This window comes from Novosphingobium sp. HII-3 (assembly GCF_002916655.1).
Taxonomy (GTDB): Bacteria; Pseudomonadota; Alphaproteobacteria; order Sphingomonadales; family Sphingomonadaceae; genus Novosphingobium; species Novosphingobium panipatense.
The window spans coordinates 1-15,197 of sequence record NZ_PPSM01000007.1 but is presented as its reverse complement, the minus strand read 5'-3'; the positions used below and the strand labels follow the sequence as shown (position 1 = coordinate 15,197).

The 15,197-nt window shown below is 65.2% G+C and carries 16 protein-coding genes and 1 pseudogene; 3 read left to right on the top strand and 14 right to left on the bottom strand.

Translation table 11 applies throughout. The annotated features are described in order from the left end of the window. Positions 1-158: 158 nt before the first annotated feature. From C2R25_RS01630 to C2R25_RS01620, 3 genes are all read right to left on the bottom strand, one after another. Positions 159-710 (bottom strand): hypothetical protein, encoded by a 552-nt coding sequence (locus tag C2R25_RS01630; RefSeq protein ID WP_103727563.1) that lies wholly within the window; start codon positions 708-710, stop codon positions 159-161. Between the two features lie 40 nt (positions 711-750). Continuing rightward, complete coding sequence (argB, locus tag C2R25_RS01625; protein ID WP_103727562.1) at positions 751-1,650, bottom strand: acetylglutamate kinase; 900 nt, start codon at positions 1,648-1,650, stop codon at positions 751-753. An 80-nt stretch (positions 1,651-1,730) separates the two neighbouring features. Next, a complete protein-coding gene (locus C2R25_RS01620; protein ID WP_103727561.1) occupies positions 1,731-2,381 on the bottom strand; it encodes a queuosine precursor transporter in 651 nt (216 codons plus the stop codon). 107 nt (positions 2,382-2,488) lie between these two features. Between C2R25_RS01620 and C2R25_RS01615 the strand changes: the two genes are divergently transcribed. Together C2R25_RS01615 and C2R25_RS01610 are read left to right on the top strand one after the other, a co-directional pair. Then, positions 2,489-3,817 carry a NupC/NupG family nucleoside CNT transporter gene (locus C2R25_RS01615; protein WP_103727560.1) on the top strand — a complete coding sequence of 443 codons (1,329 nt, stop codon included), beginning with the start codon at positions 2,489-2,491 and terminating at the stop codon, positions 3,815-3,817. A gap of 93 nt (positions 3,818-3,910) precedes the next feature. Beyond that, positions 3,911-4,690 carry an SDR family oxidoreductase gene (locus C2R25_RS01610; protein WP_103727559.1) on the top strand — a complete coding sequence of 260 codons (780 nt, stop codon included), beginning with the start codon at positions 3,911-3,913 and terminating at the stop codon, positions 4,688-4,690. Here the strand turns inward: C2R25_RS01610 and C2R25_RS01605 are convergent. From C2R25_RS01605 to C2R25_RS01555, 11 genes are all read right to left on the bottom strand, one after another. Further along, positions 4,683-5,600: a DMT family transporter gene (locus C2R25_RS01605; protein ID WP_103727558.1), complete on the bottom strand. Its 918-nt coding sequence runs from the start codon at positions 5,598-5,600 to the stop codon at positions 4,683-4,685. The two genes, C2R25_RS01610 and C2R25_RS01605, sit on opposite strands and share 8 nt — an antisense overlap. 8 nt (positions 5,601-5,608) lie before the next feature. Next, on the bottom strand, positions 5,609-6,454 hold the full coding sequence (locus C2R25_RS01600; protein WP_103727557.1) for a S1/P1 nuclease: 846 nt from the start codon (positions 6,452-6,454) through the stop codon (positions 5,609-5,611). 16 nt (positions 6,455-6,470) lie between these two features. Continuing rightward, positions 6,471-7,136, bottom strand: coding sequence for a glutathione S-transferase family protein (locus C2R25_RS01595; protein WP_103727556.1), 666 nt, complete (start codon positions 7,134-7,136; stop codon positions 6,471-6,473). A gap of 80 nt (positions 7,137-7,216) precedes the next feature. Continuing rightward, on the bottom strand, positions 7,217-8,218 hold the full coding sequence (locus C2R25_RS01590; protein ID WP_103727555.1) for an inorganic phosphate transporter: 1,002 nt from the start codon (positions 8,216-8,218) through the stop codon (positions 7,217-7,219). Between the two features lie 10 nt (positions 8,219-8,228). Further along, positions 8,229-9,362, bottom strand: coding sequence for a DUF47 family protein (locus tag C2R25_RS01585; protein WP_103727554.1), 1,134 nt, complete (start codon positions 9,360-9,362; stop codon positions 8,229-8,231). A 190-nt stretch (positions 9,363-9,552) separates the two neighbouring features. Next, positions 9,553-10,194 carry a ribosome biogenesis GTP-binding protein YihA/YsxC gene (gene yihA, locus C2R25_RS01580; protein WP_103727553.1) on the bottom strand — a complete coding sequence of 214 codons (642 nt, stop codon included), beginning with the start codon at positions 10,192-10,194 and terminating at the stop codon, positions 9,553-9,555. Continuing rightward, the gene (gene yidC, locus C2R25_RS01575; protein WP_103727552.1) at positions 10,191-11,954 is read right to left on the bottom strand and encodes a membrane protein insertase YidC; all 1,764 of its coding nucleotides are present in this window, start codon (positions 11,952-11,954) and stop codon (positions 10,191-10,193) included. The genes yihA and yidC overlap by 4 nt, the downstream gene beginning before the upstream one ends. Before the next feature lie 69 nt (positions 11,955-12,023). Continuing rightward, a complete protein-coding gene (gene yidD, locus C2R25_RS01570; RefSeq protein WP_103727551.1) occupies positions 12,024-12,269 on the bottom strand; it encodes a membrane protein insertion efficiency factor YidD in 246 nt (81 codons plus the stop codon). After that, positions 12,266-12,649, bottom strand: coding sequence for a ribonuclease P protein component (gene rnpA, locus C2R25_RS01565; RefSeq protein WP_103727550.1), 384 nt, complete (start codon positions 12,647-12,649; stop codon positions 12,266-12,268). Before rnpA ends, yidD begins: the two co-directional genes overlap by 4 nt. A gap of 148 nt (positions 12,650-12,797) precedes the next feature. Further along, entirely contained in the window at positions 12,798-12,932 is a 135-nt protein-coding gene (gene rpmH / locus C2R25_RS01560) for a 50S ribosomal protein L34 (protein WP_039388288.1), read from the bottom strand. Positions 12,933-13,002: 70 nt separating this feature from the next. Next, positions 13,003-13,713 carry an alpha/beta hydrolase gene (locus C2R25_RS01555; protein ID WP_233203709.1) on the bottom strand — a complete coding sequence of 237 codons (711 nt, stop codon included), beginning with the start codon at positions 13,711-13,713 and terminating at the stop codon, positions 13,003-13,005. A 197-nt stretch (positions 13,714-13,910) separates the two neighbouring features. Between C2R25_RS01555 and C2R25_RS01550 the strand changes: the two are divergent. Beyond that, positions 13,911-14,585: pseudogene (locus C2R25_RS01550) on the top strand (magnesium chelatase domain-containing protein); the annotation flags it as partial. Positions 14,586-15,197: the final 612 nt, after the last annotated feature.

The following is a 15,197-nucleotide window of genomic DNA, read 5'->3' as shown; positions in this document are numbered from 1 at the left end:
AAGGCGCTCGCGGCAATGTCTATGGTCGGGCTGATAGCCGAGCAGACGCCACCGGGGCAAGGGCGCGTCTGCAGGGGCTCAAGAGAGATCGACCGGCGTGCACCGCATGTCCTGCTCCGGCGTCGGCGGCGGGGAACCTGCCGCCGAGCAGACGGGGGTTACTGCGCGAGCGTGGAGCTTCGCTCGATCCGCCAGTTCAGCTGTTCCTCGCTGGCACCGGGGACATCGTTCACGCGGCGCAGGACGATGGTGCCGCGCTTCGATTCCCGGCCGCCGCCGTAATCGACCACCACAGGCGCCTCGTAGTAGATCGAGCCCGCCGCTCCGCCGGTGTCACCCTTGCCGACGGCAAGACGGGGCGATGCTCCGCCGAATTCCGCCTGCAGCTTTTCCGGGGTCATCTGCGCATCGAGGCTCCACGCGCGCGACGCCGCCTCCCATTCGCCCGCACGCAGCGCACTGACGTAGTAACGCAGCAGCCGCTCCGGATCGCGGCGCTCGCTCAGCGCGCCCATGTCCAGCGCGATCGCTGCCGGACTGGTCGCATCGGTAGCCTCGCTGACAGGACCCGCGTCGACCACCGCCTCGCTTGCGTCCACCTCGGCGCTGGCGCTTTCCAGCACGGCTGGATCTTCCCCAGCCTTGCCGCACGCGGTCAGGGCCAGGAGCGAGCCCGTAAGAAGGATGGCAAGTGCGGCTTTTGTACGCATGCGGTCAGTGTGGCCTTTCAGTTCCCGATTTCCAGTTCCTTCAGGCTGCCCGGATGAGCGTTCCGGCGCCCTCCTGCGTGAAGATTTCGAGCAGCATGGCATGCGAAACCCGTCCGTCAAGCACAACGGCAGCCTCGCAGCCCGCTTCGACGGCGTGGATGCAGGTCTCAAGCTTGGGAATCATGCCCCCTGAAATCGTGCCGTCTTCCTTCAGCCCCTCGATCGCGGCGGGCGTGAGGTCGGTGAGGAGATTCCCCTGCTTATCGAGCACCCCCGGCACGTCCGTGAGAAGGAACAGGCGCGACGCGCCCAGAGCCGCAGCGATGGCGCCCGCCATCGTGTCGGCATTGACGTTGTACGTGCCGCCCTCGGGGCCGACGGCGATCGGCGCTATGACCGGGATCATCCCGGAGTTCGAGATCGTCTCGATCACCTTGGTGTCGATGGTCTCCGGTTCACCCACGAAGCCCAGATCGACGACTTGCTCGATCCGGCTGTCGGGATCCTTGCGGGTGCGCTGCACCTTGCGAGCGGTGACCATGCCGCCGTCCTTGCCGGACACACCCATCGCCTTGCCGCCGGCCTTTGCGATCCAGCCGACGATTTCCTTGTTGATGGCACCGGACAGGACCATCTCGGCCACTTCGGCGGTTGCCTTGTCGGTGACCCGCAGACCATCGATGAACTGACTTTCGACGCCGACCTTCTTGAGCATGGCCCCGATCTGGGGACCGCCACCATGGACGACGACGACGTTGATGCCCACGGCCTTGAGCAGCACCACGTCTTCGGCGAAGTCCACCGCCTTTTCCGGGTCGCCCATCGCATGGCCGCCGTACTTGACCACGAAAGTGCGACCGGCGTACCGCTGCATGTACGGCAGCGCGTCGACGAGGGTCTTGGCCTTGGCCAGCAGAGCGGCGTGGTGCGGATTCGACATGCGAGCGCTATTACGCTCGTACGCGCGATTTTGAACCCGTCTCGGCTGTTTTTTTGCCCTTTTTCGCGTGGCCCGTAGCGTCAGGCGTCCAGCTTGCGCCCGAGCTTCACGAAAAACCAGATGAAGGGCGGCACCATGATCGTCGAAAGCACCAGCTTGGAGATGATCTGGCCTTCCATGATCTGCACGATCGGCAACCCGGTGCCCGCGAAGGAGATGGTGATGAACAGGAACGTGTCGATGATCTGCGACAGCATCGAGGCGACCCAGGCCCGGACCAGCAGCAGTCGTCCCCCGCCTTGCGACAGCTTGGAGAAGATCAGCACGTTGAGCGTCTGCGACACGCCGTAGGAGATGAGGCCCGCGAACTGCATCCGCGCGCCCTGCCCCAGCAGCCGGGCGTAAGCCTCCTGATCGTTCCAGAACGTCGCGGGCGGCACCACGTGGATGACAAGGGTGAGCAGCACCATCGAGACGATGAGCGGGATGAATCCGAAACGCACCAGTCGGTTGGCGGTTTGCGTCCCGTGCAGTTCCGCGATCGCGCTCGACAGGACGACCAGCAGGAGGAACGCGAAAATTCCCGATTCGACGGCCAGGTCACCCAGCACCGGCCAGGTGCCCAATGAGGCCAGCTTTGTACCCAGCACGCCCGCCAGGACGACGAGGCCACCGTAGAGCAGCGAGAAGACGAAAAGAGAGCGGGTGATTACAGGCGCCGGACGATCCATCCACACCCCCTAGCGGCGATCAGACAATTGCACTAGTCGTCCCGCGCCCGCGCAAGTAGGGTTTCACGTTATTCTCAACCGTTTTTCCCGCGGAGCCAAACGCCTCGATGACTGTCGCCTATAGCCTGATCGGCATCGTTCTCATCATGGCGGCAGCATTCCTGCTCTCCACCGACCGCAGGGCGATTCGCCTGAGAGTGGTGGGCGCGGCGTTCGCCCTTCAGGCCGGGCTTGCAGCGCTGGTACTCTATGTGCCCTTCGGCAACCGGCTGCTGCGCGGTGCGGCCTCGGGCGTGGAGAGCCTGCTCGGCTACGCCCATGCCGGGGTGGATTTCCTGTTTGGCCCGCTCGCATCGCCGGAAGTTGGCGGCACCAGCTTCGCGATCGCGGCGCTGCCGGTCATCATCTTCTTCGCCTCCCTTATCTCCATCCTCTATTATCTGCGTATCATGCCGCTGGTGGTGCGCTGGATCGGCGGTGCGCTGGAGAAGGTCACCGGCATCTCCAAGGTCGAGAGCCTGTGCGCGGCCTCCAACATCTTCGTCGGCCAGAGCGAAGCCCCGCTGGTCATCCGGCCCTATCTGGCCTCCCTCAATCCCTCGCAGCTGTTCTGCGTCATGACCGTCGGTCTGGCAGGCGTGGCAGGCACGATCCTGGCCGCCTACGCCTCCATGGGCATCCGCATCGACTATCTTGTCGCAGCCGCCTTCATGTCCGCGCCGGGCGGCATTTTCATGGCCAAGATGATCATGCCGGACCCGCGCCCCGGCACCTCGCCCGCCGACGAGGACATCCATGAGACCACCGTGCCGCCCGCCGGCGCCGTGGCCGCGGCGTTGAACCGCGCGGACGTGACTCACCTCCCCGGCGTTCACGTGGACGAACTGGAAGCGGTCGAGCACGACGAGGAGAAGCCGGCCAACATCATCATGGCAGCGTCGCAGGGCGCACAAACAGGCGTGAAGCTGGCGGTGGCGGTCGGCGCGATGGTGCTTGCCTTCGTCGCCCTCATCGCCATGGCCAACGGCTTCGTCGGCTGGGCCGCCGGTCTCTTCGGCTTCCAGGGGGTGACCTTCCAGTCCCTGCTGGGTTATCTCTTCGCTCCCGTGTTCTATCTTCTCGCCACGCCGGACTGGACCGAGGCGATGCACGCGGGCGGGCTGTTCGGCACCAAGATCGTCCTCAACGAGTTCGTCTCCTTCATCGAAATGGGCAAGGACACCGGCCTTTCGCCGCGCACCGTGGCCGTGGTGACCTTCGCGCTGTGCGGCTTCGCCAATTTCTCCTCAATCGCCATCCAGATGGCAGTCACGGGCGGCCTTGCGCCCAACCAGCGCCCCGTGATCGCCCGGCTGGGCATCCGCGCCCTCGCCGCAGGCAGCCTTTCGAACCTGATGAGCGCGGCGCTCGCGGGCCTGTTCCTGACCGTCGCCTGACGGGTCTCCTTCCGATCCCGAGGGCGATGCTTTGCGCGCGCGCTGGACAAGCGTGCGCGGCATGCGTCTCTCTCAACGGGAGAGGAGACCTGCATGACGGACCTGTTCCGCCAAACCTACGGCCCCACCGCCCTCGTCACGGGCGCATCGTCTGGTATTGGACTGGCTTTCGCCGAAGAGCTGGCGCGGCGCGGACTGGATCTCATCCTCACCGCGCGCCGGACGGATCGGCTGAAAGCGCTTGCGGACCGGCTGACCGCCGCCCACGGCGTGGCTGTCAGCGTCATCGGCGCTGATCTTCAGGAGCCGGACGCGCCCGCTCGCATCCTCCAGCGCACGGGTCATGCCGACATCGGCCTCCTCCTCAGCAACGCGGGATTCAACATCAAGGGCGCGTTCGAACTGCAGGACCCCGTGCGCATGGCAGGGATGCTGACGGTGAACTGTCACGCGCCGATGCAGCTAGCGCACGGCCTCCTCCCGCACCTCAAGCGGCGCGGCAAGGGCGGCATCGTCTTCACCGCCTCGGTCGAAGGTCTCATCGGCTGCCCTTACTCGGCCGCCTATTCGGCCACCAAGGCGCTTGTCGTGGCGCTTGGAGAGGCGCTCTGGGGAGAACTGCAAGGCACAGGCGTGGATGTGCTCACCCTGTGCCCCGGCGCGACCGATACCGAGGCTACCGCGGGCATGAAGGGGCTGGCGAACCTGCAAAGCCCGAACGACGTGGCCCGCCTCGCGCTCGACAATCTGCGCGAAGGCCCCACCTTCGTCCCGCATGAGCACTACCGCGCGATGTTCCAGGCGATACGGGCGCAGCCGCGCCGCGAAGCATTGGCCGCGATGGCAGAGAGCATGAAGCGCATGGCTAGGTAGCGGACCGCAGTGCCAGCCCGCTTGCCGACAGGAGTATCCCGGCCAGTATGAGCGCCATGCCGATCAGGTGATAGGCCTCCAGCAGCTCTCCCAGCAGCAGGGCCGAAAGCAAGGCGCCGAACAGCGGCATCAGCGTGATCGCCTGCCCCGCCGTGGCGGGCCCAAGCTGCGCCGTGACGGCGTTGTAGATGAAGTAGGCCAGGACCGAAGGGAATACGCCTACGTAGAGAAAGGCGCCAACGACCGGCCAGCTCCACGCAACCACGTGGCCACGCGCCCATTCCCCGGCGGCCAGCGGTGCCATTGCGAGCGCACCGATGATGAACACCAGAAGCAGAAAACTACCCGGCGAAATCGGCGGTCTGGTGCGCAGCAGCACCGTGTAGAGGGCCCAGACGACCACGCCCGCGAGGATCAGCGCATCCCCCGCGCCGAGGTGAAGCGCCTGCAGGGCCGAGACATCGCCCCTGAACACGATGAAGACCACGCCGATGCTGGAGACGAGCACGCCGAGCTGGTGAAGCGGCCCCGCCCTCGCCCCGAAGATGAGCCGGTTGAACACGAGAACGAGCGCCGGGATGGACGCCTGCAGCAGCAGCGCATTGGTGGCGCTGGTATGGCGCAGGCCCGAGTAGATGAACGCGTTAAAGCAGACGATGCCGAGAAAGCCGAGCACCAGGATCGGGCGCCATCCTTCAAGCGCCGCGCGACGCTCCGCCCAGGCCTGCCGCACCGTGAACGGGAGGACGATAAGCGCGGCAATCAGCCATCGGCCGAATGCCAGTGTGAACGGCGGTATCTCGTCCTTCACAGCCCGGCCGGTAATCGAATTGCCGGCCCAGAAGAGCATCACCATCCCCAGCAGCACGAAGGCCCGGATCGTGGGACGCTCCTTCCCGGCAGCCGCCATTGCGCGGATCAGCCCAACGCCTTGTCGAGCATCCGCGCGAGCCGCAGACCGGCACGCTGGATGCGTTCGTCGACGACCGGAATGGCCTGTTCGATCGCGGCATTGGTCCACACGATGCGCGGCGGCTCCTTGACGTCGCACGGCAGCGTCCCACCGAAGGCCAGCGGGTAGAGGAAGTCACGGCTGATCTCGTAGCTTTCGCGCGTCCAGTCCTCGAGAGTTCCGGTCGCCAGCCGCCCCTTCTCCGCAGGGGAATAGACCCGCACGAGCGGCGGCGATGCCGAGGTGATCGCCCGCTCTGCCAGCGTGCTGTCCCAGATCGAATGCAGGTTGCGGCCCGGCGCGTCCCCGTAGTCCGCCTTCACCGCGTTTCCGCCTTGGTCCTCGTTCTCGCCGACGTGAAGCGGCTGGTGCAGATCACCGACGAAGTGGACCAGGAAGGCCAGCGCCTCCAGGCGAAGGACGGGAGCGAGCTTGCGGTTCGCCAGCAGCTTTTCATCACGCTCGATCTGCGCGGTCGCGCACATGCCGTCGCGGCACAGCTGCTTCATGTCGAACGTGCCGCAGATGGGCTGGTCATGGTAATGCCAGGAGTTCTGGTAGGCCCAACGCCAGCGCTCACCCTTGATGCAATCCGGCCATGTCGCGGCATCCTCGATCGTGCGCATCGAGCATTGCGGTGTATCGATCTCGGCCTCGTGCGCCAGCAGCCGCCGGATCGCCGCGCGGGTTTCCGGCTTCACGTTGGCCATGGCGATGGAACCGATGGTGCGATGACCGTAGCTGCCCCAAGCCATGGCCTGGCTCGACAGAAGGCTCGCCGCGGCGGCGGCGATGATCAGCAACTTGCGCATGGGAAAGCGTTCAACCTCAGGTAACGGGATGCTCAAACTGTTCGATCACCCACTCCTCCGTTTCGGCAGCGGCGATCCAGGCTTGCATCCACTCGTGCTCCCATACCGCCTGCATGTAGGCCTGGGCGAAACCGGGTACGCCGATCCCGTACGTGAGGAAGCGGCTGACGATAGGGGCGTAGAAGACGTCCGCCGCGCCGAACGTGCCGAAGAGGAACGGCCCTCCTTTGCCGAACCGTGCACGCGCCTCCGCCCAAAGCGTGAGAATGCGCACGATGTCAGTGCGGGTCTCGTCCTCCAGGCCCGGCAACTGCACGCGGGCGCGGATGTTCATGGGGCAGTGGCGGCGCAGCGACAGGTAGCTGGAATGCATCTCCGCCACCATCGAGCGCGCCATGGCCCGGGCCGCGTCCTCCTTCGGCCAGAAACGATCGCGCCCCACCTTGTCGGCCAGATAGTCGACGATGGCGAGGGAATCCCAGGCCACCGCGTCGCCGTCCCAAAGAATCGGTACTTTGCCCTGGCTGGGGGCCAGATCGTCCGAGCTGCGTTTCAGGCTCTCCCATTCCTCCCCGAAAAGAGGAACGGTGATCTCGTCGAAGTGCAGGCCCGACTGCTTGCAGGCGAGCCAGCCGCGCAGCGACCAGCTCGAATAGTTCTTGTTGCCAATGATGAGCTTCACGGGACGGCGTTCCTCGAGTGGCTAGAGACCGGGCCTAGTGGCTACCACGCAGCCTGTCGAGGGCGACTACGCCCCCTGCCTCAGAACGCGCGGGTCAGCAGGTAGAACAGGGCACCGACGATCGCGCTTGCGGGGATGGTGATGAACCAGGCCACGATCACGCGGCTGGCGACCGACCAGCGCACCGCGCTGGCGCGGCGCGCGGCGCCGGTGCCGACCACCGATCCGGTGATCGCATGCGTCGTCGAAACCGGAATGCCGAGCGCGGAGGCCCCGAACACCACGATGGAACCCGCCGTCGAGGCGCAGAACCCGGAGTGATGGTTTAGCTTCGTCAGCTTGGACCCCATCGTCTTGATGATCTTCCAGCCACCCGACATCGTGCCGAGAGCGATTGCGAGGTAGCAGGAGAGCACGACCCAGTGCGGCACGTGGAAGCCTTCCGGCATGTAGCCCGTCGAGTACAGCAGCACCGCGATGATACCCATCGTCTTCTGCGCGTCGTTGCCGCCGTGGCTGATCGAATAGGCGGCGCTGGAAAGCAGATGCAGGCTCTTGAAGATGCTGTTCGACTGGCGTGGGCTGGTGCCCTTGAACAGCCAACTCGTCACCAGCATCAATGCCATCGCGATGCCGAAGCCCAGCAGAGGCGACACGAAGATCGCCGCGATCGTCTTGATCGTGCCCGAGCTTTCCACCACGCCGAACCCGCCGTGCATCATGCCCGCGCCCAGCAGCCCGCCGATCAGCGCATGGCTGGAGCTTGAAGGAATACCCTTGATCCAGGTGAGCACATTCCAGAACATCGCCCCCACCAAGGCGCCGAAGACCACCGCCGGCGTCACCGCGTCGACCTGGATGATCCCCTTGCCGACCGTCTCCGCCACGTGCAGGCCCACGAAGAAATAGGCCGCGAAGTTTCCGGCGGCCGCAAAGAGCACCGCGAAGACAGGAGAAAGCAGCCGGGTCGCAACCACGGTCGCGATGGCGTTCGCCGCATCGTGCAGGCCGTTGAGGAAATCGAAGGCGAGCGCGAGCGCGATGAGGCCGATCAGCAGCGGCAGGGCAAGACTGTGGTCCATGGGTCGGGCCTTACGAGTGGTCGATGACCAGCCCGTCGATCTCGTTCGCAAGATCCTCGAAGCGGTCGACCACGCGTTCAAGGCGCTTGAACATTTCCTGACGCACGAAGAAGTGCATCGGCTCCTTGAGATCGGCCTTAAACAGCCGCTTCAGGCCGGCTGCGTGGATCTCGTCTGCATGACCTTCCATGCGCACAAGGCGCTCGGTGAGTTCATGCAGGCGGTGACCGTTGTCGCCGATCTTGCGAAGCAGCGGGATCGCTTCCGCGGTCAGCCGCGCGGAATCGACGATGATCGCGCACATGTCGATCATCTCGGGCTCGAACTCCGTGACGTCGTAGAGGTCGGACGCGTTCGCCGTCTGCTGCATCTCGTCGATGGCGTCGTCCATCGTGTTGATGAGGCTGGTGATGGCGGAGCGGTCGAACGGCGTCAGGAAGCTGCGGCGCACCGTCTGGAGCACTTCGCGCGTGATGTCGTCGGCATCGTGCTCACGCTCCGCGATCTCGCGGATGTGCTGTGCGCGGCCCGGCCCGCCCTGGGCGAGGCGGGCAAGCGCATCCGCACCCGCCACCAGCGTTGCGGCCTGCTTCTCGAACAGGTCGAAGAAGTTGCCCTGCTCGGGAAGGAGCTTCTGGAACCAGGCGAACATGGCATTGACCCCTGTCTTGCTTGCCACTGTATCCACGGCCACGCCAAGCAGGCGGGCGGGACTGGCGGCGGCGCGGAATTCACGTGCGCCGAAGGAACGGATGAGAGCGCGCAGATCTTCCTCGTCAACCGCAGCCGCTGCATCGGCAAGCGAAAACCACCTGCGTTCCCGCTGATGCTGTTCGTCCCAGGTTGCGAGTTCGTCGGTGACGGCGAAGGGATATACGTCGACGTCGGCCCAGACCGACGCGCCGGAATTGCGCTGCTTGCGATAACGGTATGAGCCCAGCGGCACCGGGCAGGTTGCCCCGAGCACACCGGCTTCTTCCTCGGCTTCGCGAGAGGCGGCGGCATGCGGGGCGATGCCCTTCATCAGGCCGCCCTTGGGAATGACCCACCGGCGCGACTGGCGCGAGGTGATGAGCAGGATCTGGATCGGCGCATCGACGGCATTGCCGATCGTGCGGTAAGGAAGAACGGCAATCTGGCGCATCGGCGAGATCTCCTTTCATCCCCATGCCAGCGAAGGTCGGCCCCATAAGGGACCAGCGGCCGTCACGCAATCGTCACATGCCGCAAATCACACTCTGATTGTGCACGGCCACCACGATCAGCCCGGGCAGCTGCGGGGCGGCCGTCACGCGATCAGGACCGCCACCCTCCGGCGGCGCGGGGAACCCTCGTCAAAGCTCCGAATCGCCGAGGACGGCGGCGCGCAGTTCGTCGATGCCCAAGCTTTTTTCCGAGCTGGTGACGTGGACCACCGGAAATGCGGCGGGGTGCTTGCGCGCTTCGGCGACGGTGGCGGCGTGGACGGCGTCCAGTTCGGTGGCCTTGATCTTGTCCGCCTTGGTCAGAACGAGACGGTAGCCCACCGCGGCCTGATCCAGCATCTCCATCATCTCGAGATCGACGGGCTTCACCCCGTGGCGCGAATCGATCAGCACGAGCGTGCGCTTCAGCACCACCCGGCCGCGCAGGTAATCGCGCACCAGCCGCCGCCAGGTCTCGACCACCTTGGGCGGGGCCTTGGCGAAGCCGTAACCCGGCATGTCGACCAGCCGGAAGCGCAGCGGCTCGCCGACCTCGAAGAAGTTCAACTCCTGCGTGCGGCCCGGCGTAACCGAAGTCCGCGCGATCGCCTTGCGGCCGACCAGCGCGTTGAGCAGCGACGACTTGCCGACATTGGATCGTCCCGCGAAAGCGATCTCCGGAACTTCCGGATCAGGCAGGAACTTGAGCGCGGGCGCGCTCTTCAGGAACGTGACCGGTCCCGAAAAAAGCTTGCGCGCGCGCTCGGTCAGGTCGTCATGATCGTCGCTCACTTGGCGCGCGCCGCCGAGCGCTTCTTGTCCTGGGCATCCTTTTCGGCCTGCGCCTTCAGCTGCGGATGGCGGCTGTAGAGATAGCTCTGCTGCGCGATCGTCAGGATGTTGGACGTGATCCAGTACACCAGCAGGCCCGATGCGAAGGGCGCCATGATGAACATCATGAACCAGGGCATAAGCTTGAAGATCTGCTGCTGCGCCGGGTCCATCTGGGCCGGATTAAGCTGGAACTGCAGGTACATCGTCACGCCCAGCAGGAGGGCCAGCACGCCGATTGCAAGGAAGCTGGGCGGATCGAAGGGAAGCAGCCCGAACAGGTTGAGGATGTGCAACGGATCGGGCGCGGAAAGATCCTTGATCCACAGCACGAACGGCTGATGGCGCATTTCGATCGCCAGGATCAGGGTCTTGTAGAGCGCGAAGAAGACCGGGATCTGCAGGAACATGGGCAGGCAGCCCGCCAGCGGATTGACCTTCTCCTGCTTGTAGAGGGCCATGATCTCCTGCTGCTGCTTCTGCTTGTCGTCCTTGTAGCGCTCCTGGATCGCCTTCATCTTGGGCTGGATGGCGCGCATGGCCGCCATCGAGGCGAAGCCGCGCTGGGCGACGGGGAACATGATGCCGCGCACGATGGCGGTCAGCAGGATGATCGCGACGCCAAAGTTGCCGACGAGGCTGAACAGCTTGGTGAGCAGCCAGAAGATCGGCTTCTCGAACCAGCGGAACCAGCCCCAGTCGATCGCGAGGCCGAAGTTGGCGATGCCCTGCTTCTCGTAGGCGTCAAGCACGGTGTGCTCTTTGGCGCCCGCGAAGATCTTGGTCGTCACGCTCTGCCGGGTGCGGGGCTGCACGACCTTCTGGTCATAGACCACGTCGGCGCGGAAGATCTGGTTACCCAGCGAACGGAAGGTGCTTTCCGCCTTCGCGTTCACGGGGATCAGGGCGGACATCCAGTAGATGTCGGTGAAACCGATCCAGTCCGCCTTGCCCGCTTCGGTGATGGTGCCGGCTTCGGCCACGTCCGAATAGTCGTTCCCGAAGGTCACCGAACCGTCGAACGCGCCGATCGGCCCCGAGTGCACGTTCCAGGTGTCGAGGCTGGCGGTCTTCTCGGTACGGTTCACAAGCGCGAAGGGCTTGACCACGACCGGGGCGCCGCCCGCGTTCTCGACCGTCTGCACCGCCGAGATCATGTAGTTCTCGTCGATGGAATACGTGATGACGAAGCGCTGGCCGGTCGGATTGGACCAGGTCAGCGTGACCGGCGTGCCGGGCGTCAGCGTGGCGTTGGCAGGCGCGGTCCAGACTGTGCTGGCCGTGGGCGCCGCAAGGCCGCCCTCACCCACCCAGCCGACCTGAGCGAATTGCTGCGCGGGCGTGCCGGCCGGCGAAAAGATGCGAACCGGACCCGAATCCTTCTCGACCGTCTCACGGTGGCGGTTGATGACGAGATCGTCGACGACCGCGCCGGTCAGGTTGATGGAGCCCGAGAGTCCGGGCGCCGCGATCCGGACACGTCCGCCCGAGGCGAGCTCGGTCTGGAGGTCCTTGCGTTCCAGCGCCACGTCCGCGGCATCGCGCAGACCGCCTTCGCGCGTGGGCTTGGTGGGGCTCGACGCCTTTTCCGCGCCGCCTGCCGCGACGACCTGGGTCGGCGTCTTGGCCTGCGGATAGAAGTAGCCGACCCCGGCCTCCCAGCCGAAGAGCACGAGCGCGGTCAGCAGGACCGCTAGGATGATGTTGCGCTGGTTTTCCACGAAGGCTTGTTTCCTGCTCGTATTCCGGTCAGCAGCGGCGCGGCGCCACCGGTTATTCTCTAGATCGCGTCAGTCCGGTACGGGATCGTGACCGTGCCCGCCCCACGGCTGGCAGCGCAATAGACGCCACAGCGCCAGCAATCCACCCTTGATCGCACCATGCTTGCGTACCGCCAGGATCGCGTACTGCGAACAGGACGGGGTGTAGCGGCAGGTGGGCGGCATGATCGCGGACGGGCCGATCTGCCAGAGCCGCGCGACACCGATGATCGCCAGCCCCGGAAGCGAGACGAGGAAGGCGAGGAACCGTTTCACTTGCGAGGCCCGCGTCTGCGGCCCTGCGGGCGAGGCGAATCGCCCTTTCCGTCCCGCGCCCGGCCAAGGGCGGCGATGAGTTCGGCGCGCAGCAGGGCGAAATCGCGTTCCACCCCGCCTTCGCGGCCGATCAGCACGTGATCGGTGTCCGCCAGCCCGTGTTCGGGAAGGAGTTCGCGCAGTAGGGCGCGGAACCGCCGCTTCATCCGGTTGCGGACGACGGCGTTGCCGATCCTTTTCGTCACCGTGATGCCGGCACGTCGGCCAAGACCATCATTGCGGTTGGCCAGCAGCACGAAACCCGGACGCGCGACTCGCAGGCCGCGGTTGGCGGCCAGGAAGTCCGAACGACGGCTCAGGATAGTGTAGGCGTCAGCCATGTCGGCAAGCTAGGCACGGCTCGGCGCGAATGTCCCGAGGGCGATTCGCAACAAAGCAAAACGGCGCCAGCCCATGCCCTCGCCACAGGCGAAAGCGTGGGCTGGCGCCGCTCCGGCAAGGGCACGAAGCCCCTGCCATACCGGCGAATCAGGCCGAGAGCTTCTTGCGGCCGCGAGCGCGGCGAGCGCGAAGCACCTTGCGACCGCCGACAGTCGCGGTGCGAGCGCGGAAGCCGTGACGGCGGGCGCGGACAAGGCGGCTGGGCTGGAAAGTGCGCTTCATGTCAGTCCTCGGAAATTTGAACAAATAAGGGCCGCCCGAACCGGACGACCACGGAAATCGTTGGGCGCCGTTACTGGAGCGAGGGCACAGAGTCAAGAACAGGCGCGTACCGGGCGAACTGAAAGCGCGGTGCGACCTCGATCTGCACATCGTCCAGCGGCACCCACGCAGCCATCTCACCGGCCCCGAACCAGCGGGCGGAGGAAAAAGGAACGGCATTGGTCATTGCATAGAACGCGATCGCTTCGGCGGCGCTCATTCCCATCTGTCGGTAATAGTCCGTATAACGCCGGTTTTCGGGTGAAGTAGCCGCGTAGTCCGCAGCCTCCAATCCCGATTCGTCTTGCCACGAATGGACCGCGAACTCCGCGCCGGGATCGGCGTAGCGCCGGACACCCGCGAGGAAAAGCTCCACACCGCCGGATCGGACGGAACCGCCCGTCGGCACGTAAGTCGAGATCGAACGCTGGCGAATCATGCGGCCGACCTGCAGGTTTGCAAGATCGTCCTCAGTGCCCGGGCAGTCGATCATTTCCAATATCCGGATTCCCGGATGATCTTGCAGCATGGCCGCGAACTGCTGCGGCGTGCGGCTATCGGTCGCATCGACAAGTGCCGCCCGCCCTTCGTCAAGCACGCGAAACGGACCGTATGCGGCGCCCGCCGGCCTGGTCCGGGCGGGAGCGCCGGCGAGGCGGCGCTCGCTGCCCGCAGACGGAACGGAAGCGGCGGTGCCGGCCTCTCCCGCAGGAGCATCAGCGATGTCTTGCGCCTTGGCCAAAGGTGCGGCAGCGAACGCAGCACATGCAAGGCAGATGAGGAACGGGCGCATGCGCAAAAAGTGCGGCCGCCCCCCTTACCCACTTCCTGAGAAACAAGGTTAAAGTGCTGTAAGCCATGATTTTGGAAATGGCGCTATGGCCCTCCCCGGTACTAAGCCTCCCTCTTGCAAGGATTTCCTGAAGAAAGGCTTACACCGTGGTCGCCATTGTCTCGACCGTCGCGTACCTCGGGCTGGAGGCGCGCGCCGTTGAGGTGCAATGCCAGATTGCCCCCGGTATGCCGGGCTTCACCCTTGTCGGCCTGCCGGACAAGGCGGTGCGGGAAAGCCAGCAACGCGTCAGCGCGGCTCTGACCGCGATGGGGCTGGCGCTGCCGCCCAAGCGGATCATCGTCAATCTGTCGCCTGCCGATCTGCCCAAGGAAGGCTCGCACTTCGACCTGCCCGTCGCGCTCTCTCTTCTCGCCGCGATGGGCGTCATCGATGCCGAGCACCTTGGCGACTTCGTGGCCGTGGGGGAGCTTGCGCTGGACGGACGGGTGATCCCGTCCCCAGGCGTTCTGCTGGCCGCCCTCCATGCGAGCGAGTTGGAGAAGGGTCTCATCTGCCCCGCGTCGCAAGGGTCGGAGGCCCGATGGGCCAGCGGCGTGCCCGTGCTTGCCGCGCCCAATCTCATCAGCCTGCTCAATCACTTGCGGGGCCAGCAGGTGTTGCAAACCCCGCCGATGGGCGAAGTCGCTCCCCCGGCGCGCGGGCCGGATCTGCGGCAGGTAAAAGGGCAGGAAACCGCCCGCCGCGCGCTGGAGATCGCCGCAGCGGGCGCGCATAACCTGCTCACGTTGATGACAAGAGGACCACGTGCAGCAAGCCGGGGTTCGGATGACGCGGGGCGGGTCGATATTCATTCCCCTGAGGGCCACGCTCAAGAGCTTGTGGCTTTCGAGAGGGAGCTATTGAGCATCCTAGCGCAGCAGTACGGGAATAGGTCGCGCGGTGTGCCAAGAGGGCGCGGGTAACGGGAGGCGGGGTGGCGGTAAGTTTCCGATACGCGGCTACGATTGTAGGTCACGGCTCTGACGACTGCTCAGCATCGGGTGATCGAACGATCATCCCAAAAGCAGGCACCGGGAAGCAGCTACCCTGCCAGTGCCTTTTCGCTGTGTTCCGGCTCCCTATCCGCGCAAATCAGGCAAACAACTACATTGCGCAGGCAGAAGGGTAATTGAAATTTTCTGTCGCAGTACATCGTGTCGCATCGGAGCGGGACGCGGGTGAATGACCCTCGCAAACGGGGGAGAGCCGATGCCTCAAAAAACCGAACGATTTCCGACTGTTATGCGAATTTGGGAATATAGCCTGTGGAGCGGCGTGCAAAATTGACCCCCTTAGCGGGGTGATCGGCGTCTAAAATTGACCCCCTTCATCTCATCATGAGAAGCGCCGCCGTTTGGGTTCCGGACGGCGGGTACAGGGATGTTGGTTGT

Bases quoted from the DNA above. Each gene is read 5' to 3' on its own strand.
- C2R25_RS01630 (WP_103727563.1), bottom strand. From the start codon at position 710: ATGCGTACAAAAGCCGCACTTGCCATCCTTCTTACGGGCTCGCTCCTG.
- argB (WP_103727562.1), bottom strand. From the start codon at position 1,650: ATGTCGAATCCGCACCACGCCGCTCTGCTGGCCAAGGCCAAGACCCTC.
- C2R25_RS01620 (WP_103727561.1), bottom strand. From the start codon at position 2,381: ATGGATCGTCCGGCGCCTGTAATCACCCGCTCTCTTTTCGTCTTCTCG.
- C2R25_RS01615 (WP_103727560.1), top strand. From the start codon at position 2,489: ATGACTGTCGCCTATAGCCTGATCGGCATCGTTCTCATCATGGCGGCA.
- C2R25_RS01610 (WP_103727559.1), top strand. From the start codon at position 3,911: ATGACGGACCTGTTCCGCCAAACCTACGGCCCCACCGCCCTCGTCACG.
- C2R25_RS01605 (WP_103727558.1), bottom strand. From the start codon at position 5,600: ATGGCGGCTGCCGGGAAGGAGCGTCCCACGATCCGGGCCTTCGTGCTG.
- C2R25_RS01600 (WP_103727557.1), bottom strand. From the start codon at position 6,454: ATGCGCAAGTTGCTGATCATCGCCGCCGCCGCGGCGAGCCTTCTGTCG.
- C2R25_RS01590 (WP_103727555.1), bottom strand. From the start codon at position 8,218: ATGGACCACAGTCTTGCCCTGCCGCTGCTGATCGGCCTCATCGCGCTC.
- C2R25_RS01585 (WP_103727554.1), bottom strand. From the start codon at position 9,362: ATGCGCCAGATTGCCGTTCTTCCTTACCGCACGATCGGCAATGCCGTC.
- rnpA (WP_103727550.1), bottom strand. From the start codon at position 12,649: ATGGCTGACGCCTACACTATCCTGAGCCGTCGTTCGGACTTCCTGGCC.
- rpmH (WP_039388288.1), bottom strand. From the start codon at position 12,932: ATGAAGCGCACTTTCCAGCCCAGCCGCCTTGTCCGCGCCCGCCGTCAC.